Annotated in this window: 16 protein-coding genes; 4 read left to right on the top strand and 12 right to left on the bottom strand. The window is 39.1% G+C overall.

Features of this window, described 5'->3' with window-relative positions; all coding sequences use genetic code 11:
- Window positions 1–352: 352 nt before the first annotated feature.
- The 3 genes from V7068_RS20995 to V7068_RS20985 form a co-directional block, all read right to left on the bottom strand.
- A complete protein-coding gene (locus V7068_RS20995; RefSeq protein WP_499714406.1) occupies window positions 353–1,453 on the bottom strand; it encodes a glycosyltransferase family 4 protein in 1,101 nt (366 codons plus the stop codon).
- Between the two features lie 196 nt (window positions 1,454–1,649).
- Window positions 1,650–2,597 (bottom strand): NAD-dependent epimerase/dehydratase family protein, encoded by a 948-nt coding sequence (locus V7068_RS20990; RefSeq protein WP_499714405.1) that lies wholly within the window; start codon window positions 2,595–2,597, stop codon window positions 1,650–1,652.
- A complete protein-coding gene (locus V7068_RS20985) occupies window positions 2,594–3,883 on the bottom strand; it encodes a UDP-glucose dehydrogenase family protein (protein WP_499714404.1) in 1,290 nt (429 codons plus the stop codon). Before V7068_RS20985 ends, V7068_RS20990 begins: the two co-directional genes overlap by 4 nt.
- 295 nt (window positions 3,884–4,178) lie before the next feature.
- On the opposite strand from V7068_RS20985, the gene V7068_RS20980 reads away from it, so the two are divergent.
- Window positions 4,179–4,982, top strand: a complete 804-nt coding sequence (locus tag V7068_RS20980; protein ID WP_499714403.1) for a UTP--glucose-1-phosphate uridylyltransferase — start codon at window positions 4,179–4,181, stop codon at window positions 4,980–4,982.
- Between the two features lie 148 nt (window positions 4,983–5,130).
- On the opposite strand, the gene V7068_RS20975 is transcribed toward V7068_RS20980, so the two are convergent.
- From V7068_RS20975 to dnaE, 8 genes are all read right to left on the bottom strand, one after another.
- Window positions 5,131–5,523: an FxsA family protein gene (locus V7068_RS20975; protein WP_499714402.1), complete on the bottom strand. Its 393-nt coding sequence runs from the start codon at window positions 5,521–5,523 to the stop codon at window positions 5,131–5,133.
- A 71-nt stretch (window positions 5,524–5,594) separates the two neighbouring features.
- The gene (gene pyk, locus V7068_RS20970) at window positions 5,595–7,355 is read right to left on the bottom strand and encodes a pyruvate kinase (RefSeq protein WP_499714401.1); all 1,761 of its coding nucleotides are present in this window, start codon (window positions 7,353–7,355) and stop codon (window positions 5,595–5,597) included.
- 34 nt (window positions 7,356–7,389) lie between these two features.
- Window positions 7,390–8,349 carry a 6-phosphofructokinase gene (gene pfkA, locus V7068_RS20965; protein WP_499714400.1) on the bottom strand — a complete coding sequence of 320 codons (960 nt, stop codon included), beginning with the start codon at window positions 8,347–8,349 and terminating at the stop codon, window positions 7,390–7,392.
- A 367-nt stretch (window positions 8,350–8,716) separates the two neighbouring features.
- The gene (accA, locus tag V7068_RS20960; RefSeq protein ID WP_499714399.1) at window positions 8,717–9,727 is read right to left on the bottom strand and encodes an acetyl-CoA carboxylase carboxyl transferase subunit alpha; all 1,011 of its coding nucleotides are present in this window, start codon (window positions 9,725–9,727) and stop codon (window positions 8,717–8,719) included.
- Entirely contained in the window at window positions 9,724–10,587 is an 864-nt protein-coding gene (gene accD / locus V7068_RS20955) for an acetyl-CoA carboxylase, carboxyltransferase subunit beta (RefSeq protein WP_252286986.1), read from the bottom strand. Before accD ends, accA begins: the two co-directional genes overlap by 4 nt.
- A gap of 89 nt (window positions 10,588–10,676) precedes the next feature.
- A complete protein-coding gene (locus V7068_RS20950) occupies window positions 10,677–11,306 on the bottom strand; it encodes a FadR/GntR family transcriptional regulator (RefSeq protein WP_499714398.1) in 630 nt (209 codons plus the stop codon).
- A 5-nt stretch (window positions 11,307–11,311) separates the two neighbouring features.
- Window positions 11,312–12,553, bottom strand: coding sequence for an NADP-dependent malic enzyme (gene ystJ / locus V7068_RS20945; RefSeq protein WP_499714397.1), 1,242 nt, complete (start codon window positions 12,551–12,553; stop codon window positions 11,312–11,314).
- A 111-nt stretch (window positions 12,554–12,664) separates the two neighbouring features.
- Window positions 12,665–16,024 carry a DNA polymerase III subunit alpha gene (gene dnaE / locus V7068_RS20940; protein WP_499714396.1) on the bottom strand — a complete coding sequence of 1,120 codons (3,360 nt, stop codon included), beginning with the start codon at window positions 16,022–16,024 and terminating at the stop codon, window positions 12,665–12,667.
- Between the two features lie 156 nt (window positions 16,025–16,180).
- Between dnaE and ytrH the strand changes: the two genes are divergently transcribed.
- Both ytrH and ytrI read left to right on the top strand, forming a co-directional pair.
- Window positions 16,181–16,513 (top strand): sporulation membrane protein YtrH, encoded by a 333-nt coding sequence (gene ytrH, locus V7068_RS20935; RefSeq protein WP_127761631.1) that lies wholly within the window; start codon window positions 16,181–16,183, stop codon window positions 16,511–16,513.
- Window positions 16,510–17,010, top strand: coding sequence for a sporulation membrane protein YtrI (gene ytrI, locus V7068_RS20930; RefSeq protein ID WP_499714395.1), 501 nt, complete (start codon window positions 16,510–16,512; stop codon window positions 17,008–17,010). The genes ytrH and ytrI overlap by 4 nt, the downstream gene beginning before the upstream one ends.
- A gap of 554 nt (window positions 17,011–17,564) precedes the next feature.
- Here the strand turns inward: ytrI and V7068_RS20925 are convergent.
- Window positions 17,565–18,503 (bottom strand): DHH family phosphoesterase, encoded by a 939-nt coding sequence (locus V7068_RS20925; RefSeq protein ID WP_499714394.1) that lies wholly within the window; start codon window positions 18,501–18,503, stop codon window positions 17,565–17,567.
- 175 nt (window positions 18,504–18,678) lie between these two features.
- On the opposite strand from V7068_RS20925, the gene V7068_RS20920 reads away from it, so the two are divergent.
- Complete coding sequence (locus V7068_RS20920; RefSeq protein WP_499714393.1) at window positions 18,679–18,990, top strand: YtpI family protein; 312 nt, start codon at window positions 18,679–18,681, stop codon at window positions 18,988–18,990.
- Window positions 18,991–18,992: the final 2 nt, after the last annotated feature.

Below are 18,992 nucleotides of genomic sequence, written 5' to 3'. Positions count from 1 at the left end.
AGAAAAACAGACCCGAGATACTTACTCTCGGGTCTGTTTTTCTTTTGAATTATTTAAATCTTTTCAACTTGCTTATCAATTCATTTCCATACTTATATTTTGGTGGCCTTCCATGAACCGCTTGAAAAACGACAAGATACTAACTAGCTATCTTCATAAATTCTTCTCCCGAATGAGTTCTACTGACACTTGGCATGTGAATACCATTGTCTCTTAAATAATCAATCGTATGTACCATAAATGCAGTATGATTCTCATCAAACGGAACCTTTTTCATCATTGCTTCAACAGAATAGTAAGCGATTAAGCTTTTTACCGCTTCTAAAAATATCGTATTGATTTAGATGCCCTCCTAAGATTTTTTTCTTTTCATAGCAGCTGCATAAAGATCTTCCAAACGTTTGGTTACATGCTCAAACCCAAAGTTTGATTCCACAAACTTCCGGCCCGCTTTCCCAATAGAATCTGCTTCTTTCTTATTCGATAATAAATAGGAAATAGCATCCGTGAACGCCTCAGGATTCGAATAATCATCGATAACAATTCCATTATGGAGATGGTTAATAATCTCTGTGTTCCCACCGCGATTCGTCGTAATAACCGGCAACCCCGCACCCATCGCTTCATAATGAACACGGGCAAGGGGCTCCTGCCACTGGGAACTACATACAAAAAGATCTCCAACCAAAAAATGAGCGGGAATTTCGCTTGGGGGCAGAAAGCCAGTAAAAATGACCTTATTCTCACCTAACGATTCAGCAAGCTGACGCAGCTTCAATCCGTACTCATCAATTCTATCATCACTAAACCATTTACTTCCTACGATTACCAATACGGCATTGTGTTGTTTTTTGAAAACTCCCTTCATTGCTTTTAAAAGGATATCAGGACCTTTTACAACACTTAAGCGGCCAACAAATAAAATTACCTGCTTATCCTCCACGCCATACTTTTGACGCATTTCTCTTCGTAAATTTTGTGTCTCCTCGCTCCAAATCGGTTTATATTTTTTAAAATCAACTCCTGAATAGACAGCCTTCACCTTACTTTTCGCTAATGGGAAGCGGGAGGTAATCGTTTCTCCAATATACTCGCTAATCGTCATAATTTTATCCATAGCTCTAATAACTAAATTACCCATTTCTGTGGAGATTTTATTTTCCTTAAACATTTCATTATGAAGACTCAATACAAACCGACTCTTTGACATGGCAGTCTTATAGATAAGAACATCACGAGGACGATTGAATACATGTATGACATCGTAATATTCTTGATCTACTTGTTTTTTTGATAACTCTCGAGCGACATTGAAAACATAATTCTCACGGGAAACTCGAATATATTCGACACCATTTACGATTTCTTGGTCAGGAAGATCGGGGTCTGTAATACAGAATATCGTCAAGTCATGTTTTTGACTTAAATGAGGCGCCACTCCATCGATAAACACTTGAATCGCTCCCCCTCTTAATGGGGGAACGGTCAGCATTTCCGTACAAATGAATGCAATCTTAATGTCGAACATCTCCTTTCTATAAAATGATGATTAGTGAAAAGAAAACAGACTTCATATTAAAATATGTTAATTATTCTTTTATTTGACCGTTAATCTATGACTTTTTCCAAAGACTATGCTGTCCGCTTCCTCATATCTGATATACAAAACGGATATATTCTACTTCTTTAGCCAGACCCTCTTTTAGAGAAATATTTGGGTTATAGCCTAATAGCTTTTGCGCATTAGAAATATCAGCCCATGTATGACGCGGCTCTCCACTAATAGTTTCCGAATAGTGAAAACTTGCTTGTTTCCCTGTTATTTGTTCGATCAGAGCAATTACTTCATTAACAGTCGCTCGTTCCTTTCCACCGATATTAATTGTCTGGCCAATCAATCCTTCCTGGTAAGCAAGAGGAAAAATACCCTCAATACAGTCACTTATATAGGTAAAATCTCTTGATTGGTTTCCATCTCCAAAAATCGTTACTGGTTCTCCTTTAAGAATTTGGGCAATAAATCGATGGAACGCCATATCAGGACGCTGTCTCGGTCCATATACAGTAAAGAACCGGACTGTTACAACAGGAACGTTATAGCTTCTCAAATACACATGACATAAATGTTCTCCTGTAAGCTTTGTAATTCCATACGGAGAAAGAGGTGTAAGGTAGGCATCTTCAGTTACTTTTCCTACTTTTTCACCATACACAGAGGACGTTGAAGCATAGATAAATTTTTTAAGAGGCAGGTCTTTCGCGGCTTCTAAAAGACGTTGGGTCACTAAAATATTGTTCGTAACATAAGGATCAAAATCTTTTCCCCAACTCGAGCGGACACCTGGCATTCCGGCTAAATGATAAATCACATCAACATCAGAAAGCATGTTTTTTAAATCAACTGTTAATAAATCTGCTTCGAGTAATTGAAATCGCGACTGTTGTAAGAGGTTTTGTACGTTTTGTTGTTTTAACTTCCTAGGCGTCGGCCCGATAAATGTATCAACTCCAATCACTTCATTCCCCGAATCCATTAGCAGCTTTTCGCATAGATGAGAACCAATAAACCCTGCAGCACCCGTAACTAATATTTTCATGAGCGAGCCACTCCAATATACCTTAATCCATATTGCTCGACAGACTCTGGGTCAATACAGTTTCTAGCATCGACTATGCAATGACCGTTCATTAATTTTTTTATTTCCATCCAATCCATCTGTTTAAATTCATCCCAGTCCGTAGCAATAATGATACAGTCTGACCCTGTAATAGCTTGAATGATATTCTCACATTGAACCACATTCTCTTTTTTAGCAAACGGAAGGCGAGCTTTTGGATCATACGTATGCACCATAGGATTCATAGCGCTTAATCTTTCAATTAACTGAACAGCTGGTGAATACCTTGTATCATCTGTCTGCGGCTTAAAAGCAATTCCTAAAACAGCAATCGTCATTTCAGTAAAATCCGGAATAACCGTTAATAGTTTTTCTATATAGTAGTCCACTTGCGTGTAATTCACTGATTGAACAGCCTGTAAAATAATTGGTGTTACCCTTTTCTTTAATGCACTATGTTCTAAAGAACGAACATCCTTTGGAAAACATGAGCCGCCATAACCAAGCCCCGATTGTAAAAAATGTGGATTAATTCTTGGATCTAAACCAATCCCTTTTCTCACATCCTCAACATTGACATCATACTTATCACAAATTCTAGCAATCTCATTTATAAACGAGATTTTTGTAGCTAAAAAAGCATTGGACGCATACTTAATCATTTCCGCCCCGGATAATGTCGTAACAATATATGGAGCCTCTATTTTTTGATAGATTTCTTTTATAATATCGAGTGACTTTTGGTCATTCTTTTGTTTTCCTACCACAATCTTATCAGCATGTAACATGTCAGCAATCGCTGTACCCTCCCGTAAAAATTCAGGGTTTGAGACAATATTAAATAATTGCGGATTCACACCTTTTTGAATCAACTGATGAAAAATTCCTTCATTTTTCCCAGGGGGTACAGTACTTTTTGTAATAATCGTTTTATAAGAAGTGATAGAATTAGCAATCAAGTCAACAACTGAATCAACATATGTTAAATCTGTTTGACCATCTGGAGCTGAAGGCGTTCCAACAGCAATAAAAACAACTGGATATTTTCCTATATTTTCTTTAACAGAGGTACTAAAAGTTAAGCGACTTCTATTGTTTATAATCAATTCTTTTAAACCTGGTTCAAAAATAGGTACCTCTCCTTGATTCAGCAATTGTATCTTCTCTCTATTTGTATCTACACAGCAAACAGAATGGCCACAATCGGCAAGTACAGCAGCGGATGTTAATCCGACATAACCAGCCCCTACTACACATATTTCCATGTCTACTTCTCCTTTCCAATAACTCCCATGTATATCCTATTAACTAAAGCGTTAGCCTGATTATCCATCTGTCTAAAAAGGGCTCAATTTAGACGTTTATACTACTCAACTAACTATGTTCGATGCTAATCAAACGATCTCCAGTTCGCTTCACCACCGCTAAATGAGCTAAAACAAATAAAAATATATGTGCTGCGCAAGATAAGACAGATGCCTTAATTTTCCTTAAGGATGTGCCAGTTTACAAAAAACGGAATACTATATAGAAATTTCAGTCAAGAAGGTCGGTGTACTCATGATTAAAAAAGCTATCATACCTGCTGCCGGTTTTGGTACAAGGAGCCTACCAGTCACAAAAGTCATTCCAAAAGAAATGTTTCCTATCGGAGACAAGCCTTCTATCCAGTATGTCGTAGAAGAAGCCATTTCGGCTGGTATCGAGCAAATCTTAATCATTGTCTCGCGCTCCAAAAACTTAATCGTAGACTATTTTGATTATTCGTTAGAATTAGAAATGTTTCTAAAAAAAGCAAATAAAGAGTTCTTATTACATCAATTAAACATCCCGGATATTCAAATTGTTTATACTCGACAATCAGCTGCAAAAGGACTTGGTGATGCTGTTCGTCTCGGAAAACATTTCGTAGGGGACGATGCGTTTGCCGTACTGCTTCCTGACGATATTATCGTTGGCGGCGGATTAAAAGAATTAATAGACATATATGAGGAAAAAAACAGTCATGTGATTGGTTTAACAAAAGTAGAGGAGCAATTTTTAAAAAATTATGGGGTCATTGATGGGAAACCTGTAGATTCAGACCTCTATGAACTTGTAAATATTATAGAAAAACCGCAACAAAACGCCCCATCCAACCTCGCTGTAGTCGGCCGTTATATATTTACCCCCCCTATTATGAAAGCGTTAGAAAACCTAGAGTCAGGCATTGGAGGAGAAATTCAATTAACAGATGCTATTAAAAAGGTCCTTCAAGAGGACAAGTGTTACGGAAAAGTCCTTTCAGGCACTAGGTATGACATCGGATCAACAGCCGATTATCTCGCTGTACAAAATTATGTTTTTAATCAAAAACATAAATGAATTACGTTTATTCACTATAAATGTCCCTTCTACAAGACAAAAGCACCTCCAAAGCAGCTTTCCTGCCCCTTATCGTTGTGATAAGGGGCAGGATGTTTATCTCTGCTTTAGAGATGCGATTTCATCAACTTATATTTATTTTTTTAAGCTATTTATAACGAATAATGTTGACTCTTCCTCGATTCATTCTATTCATAATAAACCCAATAACAAGCGGTTTAAACAAATTGCGTGTAAACGGCAGAAGTAAAATAATTCCAATAACATCTGATACAAAACCAGGCAAGAGCAGAAAAACACCACCGATTAAAATGCAGATGCCGTCGATGATTTCATGCCCTGGCATCGAACCATAGCGCATTTGCTCCTGCGCTTTACGCAATGTTTCTACTCCTTGTCGTTTCGCTAAAAAAACACCGAATACGCCTGTAATGATTATCAAAAGAAGCGTTGGCCATATACCAATTAAATGACCGCTTAAAAATAGGATGGCAATTTCAACGGCCGGCAGCGCAATGAGTAAAAACAACATATATTTCATGTACATTCCTCCAGCACAATGTATATACCTACATTATACCTCCTATTACTCAAACAAGCGAAAATATCATATTACAAAACGCGTGAATCTCCATCGTAAATAATGCCTCGACTAGCATCTACTGTAATGCTTTGACCTTCTGTTAAAATCTTCGTTGCATCTTCCGCCCCAACAATAACCGGAATGCCAAGGTTAACCCCAACAACTGCAGCATGACTCGTTAAACCGCCCTCTTCTGTAATTAACGCGGCACACTTTTCAATCGCTGGCATCATTTCGCGATCAGAGCCAATCGTTACTAATACAGAGCCTTCTGTTACTTTTTCCAAAGCATCAGCCGCTGTTTTTGCAATGACAACATTTCCTTTCGCCGCTTTCCGTCCGATACCTTGTGCTTTTAATAAAGCATCTCCTAATAAATGAATTTTGATTAAATTCGTCGTGCCCTTCTCACCGACTGGCACACCTGCTGTAATCACAACCAAATCTCCATGAGATACCAAGCCAGAATGTAAGCTTTCGTCAATGGCAATTTGAAGCATTTCATCTGTTGTATTCGCTCTAGGTCCCATTTGCGGATATACGCCCCAAACTAATGCTAAACGTCTGACAACATGCTCATGAGCCGTCACCGCAATAATCGGTGCTTTCGGACGATACTTCGAAATCATGCGTGCTGTATGACCACTTTCTGTAGGTGTAATAATCGCGCCGACCTCTAAATTATGAGCAGTATGTGCTACAGATTGGCTAATAGCTTCTGTTACTTGATGTCGGTGAACTTTGCTTCTCTTTGATAAAATGTCACGGTAATTAAGCGCTGTCTCTGTACGAGATGCAATATTATGCATCGTTTGAACAGCTTCAACAGGATACAGACCAGCTGCTGTTTCCCCAGATAACATAATCGCATCTGTTCCATCAAAAATCGCATTAGCTACATCACTAGCCTCTGCACGTGTAGGACGAGGGTTCCGCTGCATGGAGTCTAACATTTGCGTAGCTGTAATAACAGGCTTTCCAAGCTCATTGCATTTATGAATCAATTCCTTTTGCACAAGCGGTACTTCTTCTGCTGGAATTTCAACGCCCAAATCACCACGCGCAACCATTAAACCGTCTGACACTTCTAAAATTTCATCAATACGGTCGACACCTTCTTGATTTTCAATTTTAGGAATAATATGAATGCGTGTGCCATCATTTTTCTGTAATAGTTCTCGTACTTCAAGTACGTCTGAAGCTCGGCGAACGAAAGAAGCTGCGATAAAGTCTACACCTTGTTCAATCCCAAACATAATATCTTGTTCGTCTTTTTCAGTAATACCCGGTAACTTTACAGACACACCTGGGACATTAACCCCTTTTTTATTTTTCAATGTACCGCTATTTAAAACTTTTGTATGTATTTCTTTTTCAACTTCATCAATGTTTATAACTTCAAGACCAATTAAACCATCATCTAACAAAATTTTTGAACCGACGGATACGTCATGAAGTAATCCTTCATATGTAATCGAGAATTTTTCTGGCGTTCCAAGCACCTCTGTCATTGAAATAGTGATAGTCGAACCAGCCTTTAATTCAATTGCATCATTCTCCATATTATGGGTGCGGATTTCCGGCCCTTTTGTATCTAATAAAATCGCTACATTTTTGCCTGTTTGCTTTTCAGCTTCACGAATATTACGAATTCTGACTGCATGCTCTTCATGATTACCATGGGAAAAGTTAAGCCTTGCTACATTCATTCCACCTTCAATAAGCTGAATAAGCTTCTCTATACTTTCACTTGCTGGACCAATTGTACATACGATTTTCGTTTTACGCATGATGATGTTACCCCCTTCATAATTCAAACAAGGATTATATCGACAATTCAGCCGATAAATCGTACATTTTTTTATCAATTGTGTGTTTCTTTGCCAATGCTTCCATAATATCATAATCGACTAACTTGTTCTTTTCAATTCCAACCGCTTTACCACCTTGACCTTCCATCAAAAGCTCTACAGCTCGAGCTCCTAATCGACTCGCCAGCACTCGATCACGCGCAGATGGCGAACCACCGCGTTGTACATGTCCTAACACGGTAACACGTGTTTCAAACCCTGCTTTTTCTTGGATTTCTTTTGCAATATCAACACCGCTGCCAACACCTTCTGCGACAATAATAATACTATGTTTCTTTCCTCGTTCATGACCGCGATGTAGCTTTGCAACAAGCTCTTCCATATCGTAATCATATTCTGGACATAAGATGGTTTCCGCCCCGCCGGCAAGCCCTGCCCATAAAGCAATATCCCCCGCATTTCGTCCCATCACTTCAATCACATATGTACGTTCATGTGAAGTAGCTGTATCCCGAATTTTATCGATTGCATCAATGACCGTGTTTAAGGCTGTATCAAACCCAATAGTAAAATCAGTGCCAGGAATATCATTATCAATTGTTCCTGGTACACCAATACAAGGATACCCTTTCTCTGTCAATGCTTGAGCCCCTCGATAAGACCCGTCTCCACCAATAATAACAATGCCTTCAATCTCTAATTTCTTCAACTGTTCAATGGCTTTTAGCTGACCTGCTTCTGTTTGAAATTCTTTGCAGCGAGCTGTATGTAGAATCGTGCCTCCACGATGAATAATATCACCAACTGACCCTAATTCTAATTTCTTGATATCCCCTTCAATCAATCCTTGATAGCCATGATAAATTCCGTATACTTCAAGATTATGATAAATCGCCTTCCGAACAACCGCGCGAACAGCGGCATTCATACCTGGAGAATCTCCTCCACTTGTTAATACGCCTATCTTCTTCATTCTTCTCACCTCTTCATCATTTAAACGTGTCATTTTTTACTTAATCATTAATCGTAATGCTTTAAGCCTACATTACTCTTAGGAGAAATTGAAGTCAAACGAAAAAAGATTTACACGAAATTAAGAAAAGCGAAACCGGATCTTTCAGATCAGGTAAAAAATGAAAAAAAAACCTCAAGGCGCTCTTTACCTTTTGGTGAATCTTATCTTGTTCACAGTGATTTAGCCGGCGAAGCTAGACAAGAAAACGTGTCGAGAAGTTTCTTACTTATTTCTTTAAACAAGGCTGTAAACCAGCTTGTTAATCACACCAGGGCATACACAAAGCCTTAAAAAAAGACGTGCCGTCCAAGACGACACGCTCCTATTAATTAGTATATTGTTCTTCAACTTTTGTTTCCGTCACTGACTGTTGTTTCGTTTCAGTAAACGTATATTCACCAATTTTCTTGTATTTAACATACCGCTGATGAACAAGCTCTTCGCTATCCAAAGGAAGAAGATCTTTGAGTGCACGCTCTAGAACAGCTTGAATCGCCTCTGCTTGTTCATTCATATTCCGATGAGCGCCACCTTTAATCTCAGGAATAATTTCATCAATCACACCTAAGCGATATAAATCTGGAGCTGTAATTTGCATCGATTCTGCAGCACGTTTTGCTTGAGTAGCATCTTTCCATAGAATAGATGCCGCTCCCTCAGGTGAAATAACCGAATATGTTGAATTCTCCAGCATGTAAATACGATCACCCACACCAAGTGCTAAGGCGCCGCCACTTCCTCCTTCACCGATCACGACACAAATAATAGGTACTTTTAATCCTGCCATTTCAAACAAATTCCGAGCAATTGCCTCACTTTGTCCTCGCTCTTCAGCTGCTTTACCTGGATAAGCTCCTTTTGTGTCAATAAAACAAATAATCGGACGACGGAATTTCTCCGCCTGTTTCATTAAGCGCAATGCTTTACGATAACCTTCTGGATGTGGCATCCCAAAGTTTCGACGAATATTTTCTTTTGTATCTTTTCCTCGTTGATGACCAATTACCGTCACTGGCTGTCCATTAAACTGTGCAATTCCGGCCACAATGGCCTCATCATCTCCATAGCAACGATCACCATGCAGTTCAATAAAGTTTTCGAAAATCAATGAAATATATTCAAGCGTTGTTGGTCGTGCCGGATGTCTGGCAATTTGAACACGATCCCACGGTTTCATATTTTCATAAACATCATTTTCTAATTTCGCCAGGCGCTCTTCCAATTTGGCAATTTCATTTGATAAATCAACATCGGCATGTTTCGTTAATTCTTTTAATTCTTCAATTTTACTGCGCAATTGATTGACTGGACGTTCAAATTCTAATTCACCAATCATTGCCACTCACCACCTGGAGTATGGATTTTAAGAATGGTCGTTAAGGTTTCTTTTAATTCCGTTCGCGAAACAACGGCATCCAATTGACCATGCTTTAATAGAAATTCTGCCGTTTGGAAATCTTCCGGCAACTCCTCACGAATGGTCTGCTCAATAATTCGTCGTCCAGCAAAACCAATTAACGCTCCTGGTTCGGCTAAATTAATATCGCCAAGTGAAGCAAAGCTTGCCGACACACCACCTGTTGTTGGGTGAGTCATAATTGAAATAATGAGTCCACCTTTATCGCTAAACATTTTTAAAGCCGCACTGGTTTTAGCCATTTGCATTAAACTTAGTACGCCTTCTTGCATTCTCGCACCACCTGAAGCGGTAAAAATAATAAACGGAATATTCCGTTCAGCCGCTCGCTCGATAGCTCTTGTAATTTTTTCACCGACAACAGAACCCATACTCCCCATCCTGAAGTTAGAATCCATAATCGCCGCTGAAATTGTGTGCCCATTAATCGTACCTACTCCTGTCACAACCGCTTCGTTAATATTCGCTTTCTTTCGGTCTTTCTCTACTTTTTCAAGATAGTCCGGAAATTCAAGCGGGTTGACAGAAATCATTTCTTGATCATATTCTGTAAAACTTCCCTCGTCAAACAAACTTGCAATTCTCTCAAAAGACGACATAGGATGATGATAGTCACAGTGCAGACATACTTTCTGATTCTTCACTAATTCTTTCGTATACATGATTTTTTTACAGTTGGGGCATTTGATCATAATCCCAGCCGGAACATCTTGCTGCTCACGGTCAACTGGAATTGTTGCATACTTCTTCTTGGATTTTATAAATAGCTCTTTAAGCAAGCTGGAATCCTCCCTTTACCGCCTAGTCTATGCATCGATCTTGTCCTAATACTGTATCAGAATCGTACTAAAAACTGTGTAACATCTTGTCACTCGCTCTTCGACATATTTCTGATAAGCGATATGTATGTTGCAACAACTTGATTTTCATCACGTTTTCTCACATATTCAAGCAATGTTTCATATGCTTGCTTACTCACTTTCGTATCAGAAAAGGTCGATGCTTTTGCATAACTATTAACAATTCGCCAAATTCTCTCTAGTAACCGGTTACGATTACACATCGCAACTTGTAAGAAAAAATCCTCATCACTAAAATCGTTTTTTTCGGCCCAACGTATGAGTTGTTCAATCTCATCATCTATAGCATGGGCTATTATTACTCGTAAACAATCGATTTCGATTAGATTCCTCGTCTCTACTAGATCTTCATTTACTTTATTATTTTGTAAAAAAAAGGCTCCCAGAAGCTCTACTAATTTATGCTCCTGGAAATCTTTAATAAAAGTCCCTTCTCCACGTCTTGTTTCAATAAGCCCTAACAGCTCTAATGCACGTAACGCTTCTCGAACCGAAGAACGACCAACAGCGAGCCGCTCTGAAAGTTCACGTTCTGAAGGAATTTTATCTCCTGGAAGTAGGCCATCTGCTTCAATCATAGTGCGCAGATTTTCTACTACATCAAGATAAACTTTGGAAGAGGAATGCCGCTTGCTCACATAAATCAAGCCTCACTTTTTCCAATGAGGGCAAGCTTTCTTGTTTTAGCTTTTACTTCCTCCGGATCGATTTTAATTCTTGCTACACCTGTTTCCATTGCAGCTTTTGCTACCGCAGCTGCCACTTCAGGTGCCACTCGTTCATCGAATGGTCTAGGAATTACATAATCCGGATGAAGCTCATGATCTTCTACTAAACCGGCAATCGCGTGAACAGCTGCTACCTTCATTTTCTCGTTAATATGCGTTGCACGTACATCAAGCGCACCACGGAAAATTCCTGGGAAAGCAAGCACATTATTTACTTGATTCGGGAAATCTGAGCGTCCCGTCCCAACCACTTTTGCACCTGCTGCTTTAGCGTCAGCCGGTAAAATTTCTGGATCAGGATTTGCCATCGCAAAAATAATTGGATCGACATTCATTGACTCAACCATTTCTTTTGTTAGTGCCCCTGCAGCAGAAACACCTATAAATACATCTGCCCCTTTGATTACATCTTCAAGTGAACCCCTCTTCTTATCACGATTTGTGACAAGTGCCACTTGTTCTTTAACATCATTCATCCCTATTGTTCGGCCTTCGTAAATAGCACCCTTTGTATCGCACATAATAATGTCGCGTACACCATAGCTATAGAGCAACTTAATAATCGCAATACCCGCTGCCCCTGCACCATTTGCGACAATTTTAATTTCCGTCATTGATTTACCAACAACACGAAGCGCATTAACTAACCCTGCTACCGTCACAATCGCAGTTCCGTGCTGGTCATCATGAAAAATCGGAATATTCGTTTCTTTCTTCAATCTTTCTTCAATCTCAAAGCAATTTGGAGCGGCAATATCCTCTAGATTCACTCCGCCAAATGTAGGTTCAAGTAGTTTTACAGTTTCTATAATTTTATCCACTTCAGTCGTTTTTAAACAAATCGGAAAAGCATCGACTCCGGCAAAGCTTTTAAACAATAAAGCTTTCCCTTCCATAACAGGCATCGCAGCTTCAGGACCAATATTTCCAAGTCCAAGTACAGCCGTTCCATCGGAAACAACCGCTACTGTATTTCCTTTCATCGTATAATCATATACGGTTTCTGGTTTTTCATAAATTTCTTTGCACGGCTCCGCTACACCAGGAGAGTATGCCAAACTTAAATCCTCTGCATTTCGAACTGGTACTTTTGAAACCGTCTCTAACTTCCCTTGGTTTGTACGATGCATATGCAATGCTTGTTCTCTTAATGTCAATGTTCTCACTCCTTGAACTAATTAGGCAATAATCAAAAAGTACGAACTTAAGTGGTCAGACCACACTGGTCTACTTAATCATTCTAACATAACTATGACCATTGTAAACAGTCAGTCTCTCTTCAGGATGACATTGCCATTCCCAACAATGTCAATTAACCGATTATGTAGACGGTCATTAGGCTGAACCCAATCCCATAGAGATAGCTGTACATAACGATTTTCCCGTTCGTAGTAAAGCATTACTTTTGTTTTGCCATTATGTTGTAATAAAATTTTTTTAATTTGTAATAAGGTATCTTTCGTTTGCTTGTCGCTTTCTATTTTTATAAAAAGGGTTCCTGTTTCTTCGCTTGCCAGTTGCTTAGCTTCATCGATTGAATAGATTTGTTGGACATTTAGTTGAAGCTTTCCATCGCGTTCTTCCAATGTACCTTGTAACATGACTATTGCATTTGTTTGAATTGTTTCAGCAAACTGTCGATAACTATTCGGAAAAACAACGGCTTCTAAATCGCCGTCTTCGTCGCTAATAGTCAGAAAGGCCATCATCTCTCCTTTTTTCGTTCGAATAGTCTTCACTGCCGAAATATAGACACCAAGCAATGCCTTTGCTTCTTTCTTTCTTGTCGCTTCTTCAATCGATATACAGCCAAAATGCTTAAATAGCTTTTGATAACTGCTCACTGGATGATTAGATAAATAGAGACCTAGTACATTTTTTTCAAACTGCAGCTTTTCTTCTAAACGAATAGGCTCTACTTCAACATACTTAGGTTTCAGTGAAAATTCTCCATCTACCAATAAATCCAGCAAATCTTCATCTGGCTTTACTAACTCTGCATGATGAAGAGCAACATCAAGGCTAGCTAAAAGCGTTGCTCGGTCACGACCAAACTCATCAAAGGCACCTGAATGAATGAGCACCTCCAACACTTTACGAGTGACAATTTTTCCGGAAACACGTAAGCAGAAGTCAAACAAATCACTGAATTTCCCATTGCGACGTGCCGAGAAAATCTCACGTAAAACTGTTCTTCCTATTCCTTTAATAGCTCCAAGACTATATTGAATGCCATCTTGTCGGGCTATAAACGGATAAGTACTACGATTAATAGAAGGCGATTGAATCATCATCCCTTTTTTCTTAGCCTCACGAACATATTGAGCAATTTTATCCTCATTTCCGATAGCGGAAGTCATTAACGCTGCCATGAAATGAGCCGGATAATGCGCTTTTAAGTAGGCTAATTGATAAGCAATGACACTATAAGCAACCGCATGACTTCGATTAAAACCATAGTTTGCAAAGCGAACAATTAAATTATATATGCTCGAAGCGATTTTGTCAGAATAATCTTTATTTTTCGCACCGATAACAAAATGATTTCGCTCTTTATCTAAAATTTCCTTCTTTTTTTTCGAAACTGCTCGACGTAATAAGTCAGCTTCTCCCAGTGAAAATCCTGCAAGTTTAGAAGCAATTTGTATAATTTGCTCTTGATACACGATAACACCATACGTTGACTCAAGAATTTCCTGTAAATCTGGATGATGATAATCAATTGGAGCTAATCCATGTTTTCTCTCAATAAATTGAGGGATATTCTCCATCGGTCCCGGCCGGTACAAGGCATTGACCGCGACAATATCTTCAAAGTGCGTTGGTTTTAACTTAACAAGCACTTTGCGAATCCCCTCCGATTCAAACTGAAACACACCTGTTGTTTCACCTTTACTAAACAACGTAAAGGTGTCCTGATCATCCATCGGGATTTTCGCTAAATCAATTTTCTCACCTGTGCCTTTTTCAATACTGGTTAAAATCTGTTCCATGAGCGTTAAGTTCCGTAAACCGAGGAAATCCATTTTTAAGAGACCTATTTCCTCGAGAAGATCCATCGGAAATTGTGTTAAATAGATACCGGCATGTCCCGTTTGAATAGGGATAATGTCTGTAAGCGGTATATCGCTAATAATGACACCCGCTGCATGGGTAGACGTGTGCCTTGGCAATCCTTCCAGCGTCATTGCAATTGAGAAAAGCATTTGATAACGCTCGTTTTCTTGAACAAATGCTTGAAGACGCTTAGATTCTTGATAAGCTTCCTTTAATGTGATGCCCAAGCGATTGGGAATCATTTTCGACAATGTTTCCTGCTCTTTTGGATTTAAGCCGAAAACTCGGCCTGTATCGCGCAACGCTGCTTTGGCTGCCATCGTTCCAAACGTAATAATTTGCGCTACATGGAGTTCACCATATTTTTGGACAACATATTCAATAACTTCTTCACGGCGATGATCTGGAAAATCAATATCAATATCCGGCATCGTCACTCGCTCTGGATTTAAAAACCGCTCAAAAAGAAGGGAGTGCTCAATTGGGTCGACATTGGTAATTTGCAATACATACGCCACCATAGATCCCGCTGCTGACCCCCGCCCCGGTCCCGTTAAAATTTGATTTTCTCTTGCGAACTTCATAAAGTCCCATACAATCAAGAAATAATCGCTGAATTTCATCCGTTTAATCACATCTAATTCATAGCGCAGCCGCTCTTCATACTGTGGAGATGGTTGAGATTTCCTCTTTTTCAACCCTTGAAAACAAATAGCTTCTAACATCTCATCACTAGAAACACCTTGATCAGTTGGATATTTCGGCAAAAGTGCACGCTGAAATGAGAGATTGACCTGACATTGTGCCGCAATATATTGCGTATTTTGTAACGCCTCTCCTTTATCCGCAAAAAGCTCTAGCATCTCTTCCATGCTTTTTAAATAAAATTGCCGGGAAGGTAATACTTGTCGCTCTTCATCATCCAGCTTATGCCCAGTGCCAACAGCTAGCAGCACTTCTTGAGCCAGTGCATCATCCTTTTCTAAATAATAAACTGGATTCGTTACAACCACTTTTATACCCATTTCTTGAGCTAACTGCTCCACCGCTGTGTTCCGTTGATCCTCCCCCTGTATTTGAAGGCGTTGAATAGAGACATAAAATTGCTGAGGCCCAAACAGGTCGAGAAACTGTTTTGCTTCCTCTTTCGCTTCCTCAGTCTTTCCCTCTTCAAGCAAGCTTTCTATTTTCCCGTCTGCCCCCGGTGATATCGCAATTAACCCTTTCGCATAAGCCTTCAACCAGTTTCTCGGCAGTCCTTGCGGTGATTTCGTTTGAATAGCACTGCTAATTTTCAATAAATGATGATAGCCTTCTTGATTTATCGCTAATAAAAGAAGAGGATATGCCTTTTCTTCCTGATCAAGAACATCCGCTAATAAGCCGATAATGGGCTTTATACCGTACTTTTTACATGCTTTATAAAAATAAAGCGAGCCATACATTACATTTCGATCACATAACGCCAGGCTTTCCATGCCATCTGCTTTCGCCTTAGCGACGAGCTCATCAATTTTTACTGTTGAATTCAATAAACTATACCCGCTCTGAATATGGAGATGAGTAAACAAATCTTTCTCCCTCCTTTTTTAAAGCCTATTTTCCCTTATTATAGAGGTAACTGTTAGAAAAGAAAATATGTTCTCCTTATCGAACTTGTATCATACTACCGGAAACAATCCCATATAAATAGAGTAAACCACATTATAGACAAAGGATGAGGAAAAATGAATGAAGCTTTCGTTCCGGCCTTTATTAATAGCTATTTTATTTCACTCGGGGTCTTATTAGGGGGCGCCCTCATCGGTGGACTTTCTGCTTTTTTTACGGGACAAGCTCCAATGACCACCGTATTCCGCTTATCTGATAATTTACGTATTTGGGCGATTGTAGCAGCTATCGGTGGAACCTTCGATATGATGTACAGTTTTGAGCGCGGTATCTTCAACGGGGAAACGAAAGACATTATCAAACAAGTACTGTTAATTCTATCTGCATTAGGCGGTGCCCAAACTGGCGCACTCATCATCAACTGGTTCACCCAGGAGCATCTTTTATGAGAATTCCTCCTTATCACCGCAATCCAACTTGGCAACGATTCCTTGCTGGAGTAGCACTTGGCTCACTTATAAGCTGGGTGCTATTCTTTTATTTATTCGGTATTCAGCAAGAAAGACAAATTGTCAAAATTCAAGAACAGGAGGAAACGATTTTAAATTTAAATCAAAAAATCTCCATTTGGGAAGAAGAATATCACAAACTAAATGAACAAACGGAAAAAGGATTAACAATTCAAGACGTACAAGTAAAGATTATCAACGGGAGCTACTATAAATTAGATTCATTAAGCATCGCTGAGACTGAAGAGGCTATTCGCGATGACCTTGCTTCGCTCATTGCGAAAGACGTCAAAACAATCTACAACGGAAGAATACTTTTAAAAAAATCAATTGAGAATAAGATAATCGACATTAATAAAAAAAAATATCGCTTAGAAGTGACAGAACTCATCTTTTATACAGATATGTATATTGAGGTAAAGTTAGAGCGATTATGAATACTCCCACCACTTAAAATTCTAACGAATTTTTGAAGTGGGGGTTTCTAACGTATCGAACATTTCTGAACGCTTAACGTTAGCGGAGTTGACACATTGGTGTGCTAAGAACACCCAACCCCTCTATCTCGTCGGTCTTATTTGGATGCCTTCGAGACTACTTTTCAGCTTATTGGTTTTTACACAATTTGTGTGCCTCGGCTGATGTTTGGCTTGAACATTTTACGTGGCAGAGCAACGATTCCTGCCATAACCTCATATGTTCAGTTGTCAAAGAGCGTTTACAGGAATATTGTACCATGTCGGATACTTGATTTACTAACAGTCTGCCTTAAGGCATCTTTAGTTGGCAAACCGTACCCGAAAGCGATTCACCCCCTACCTACTCATTGGGCTATCGCCCTTCACATTCCTTGAGGAAGGGGTACTCTCGCCTAAAAATGATAGAAGTACAAGCGCTGAAGCTGAATATGGAAACACTTAGCGACCCTCTAAAAATCGCATAACTCCCTAAACAATGAAAAAGAAGCCTCAACGTTGAGGCTTCTTTTTTATTACGCCTGTTGATTTAATTCTTCTAAATCAGCAAGTATACGGTCTACTTCATCCCAAGAATAGATTGAGGCCCCTGATGCTAGCGGGTGTCCACCGCCATTATACTTTCTAGCAATCGTGTTAATAACTGGGCCTTTTGAGCGGAAACGAACGCGAATTTCATTATCCTCTTCAATGAAGAATACCCACGTTTTTACCCCTTTGATTGAACCAAGTGTTCCAACTAATTGTGAAGCTTCTGATGCAGTTGCTCCGAATTTCTTCATAGTCTCTTTCGTGATAATCATTTTACCCGTTCCGTGTGGCAGCACTTCGAAATGTTGCAACACATATCCGTTCAAACGAACGATATTTTCACTTACATCATACATCTCTTGGAACAACTGAGGACGGGAAAAGTTATAATGAATCAGCTCACTTGCGTAAGCAAATGTTTTTTCCGTTGTGCTTTGAAACAGAAAACGACCAGTATCCCCAACGATACCAGCAAATAACAGCCTTGCTGCCTCATCGCTTAACTTCAATCCTTGTTCTTTACCTGCTAAATAAAATTCATAAATCATTTCCGAACAAGAGCTTGCGCTTGTATCTACCCATAGCAGGTCACCATATGGATCCGCATTCGGATGATGATCAATTTTAATCAGCTTCGCTCCTTTTAGATAACGTGAATCACAAATTCGCGCTGTATTAGCTGTATCACATACAATAACAAGTGCTCCTTCGTACACATCATCCGAAATCACATCTAATCTTCGTAAATAGTTTAGCGATGGCTCTTCTTTCCCCACTGTATAGATTTGTTTTGTCGGAAAAGATGCTTTCAAAATTTCTGCTAGTCCCCCTTGTGATCCATACGCATCAGGATCTGGACGAACATGACGATGAATAATGATTTTCTCATACTGTTTAATTTCCTCTAAAATAGTCGCTTTCATGATACTCCCCTTTTCATTCTATCTATGTCTATTTAAACAAAAACAGGAAAGAATAAAAAGCTTTAATTGCTTTTCAGTGGAATTCTTTCTATGATTGACGGTACAATACAAAAAAGGATATTATTAACAATTAGCTTACCAGCATTATTTCTCTCGTATTGGAGGTTGCTCATTTATGCCTATTTTCGTTGTATTCATTATTGTTTCATTAGCCCTCTACGTATTTTTTAAAGTGAAATCATTGCGAACTCGTTTACCAATGGAGAAAAAATGGATTTCTAGTAAATCTTCAATGGCATTAGGCTCTTTTATAACTTTCTTCGGAATCAATCAACTTTTTCTATTTCAATCTATGGTCACATACATCGTAGCAGGTATATTTATTGTAATTGGTAGTATAAACCTAATCGGCGGGTACAAAATGTACAAATTTTACCTCCCCTATGCCATAGACGAAGCAGAAGCAATTGTACAACAAAAAGGATAATC

The organism is Bacillus sp. JJ634 (assembly GCF_036962285.1).
Taxonomy (GTDB): domain Bacteria; phylum Bacillota; class Bacilli; order Bacillales; family DSM-1321; genus Peribacillus; species Peribacillus asahii_A.
This window is presented reverse-complemented; position numbering and strand designations above follow the sequence as displayed.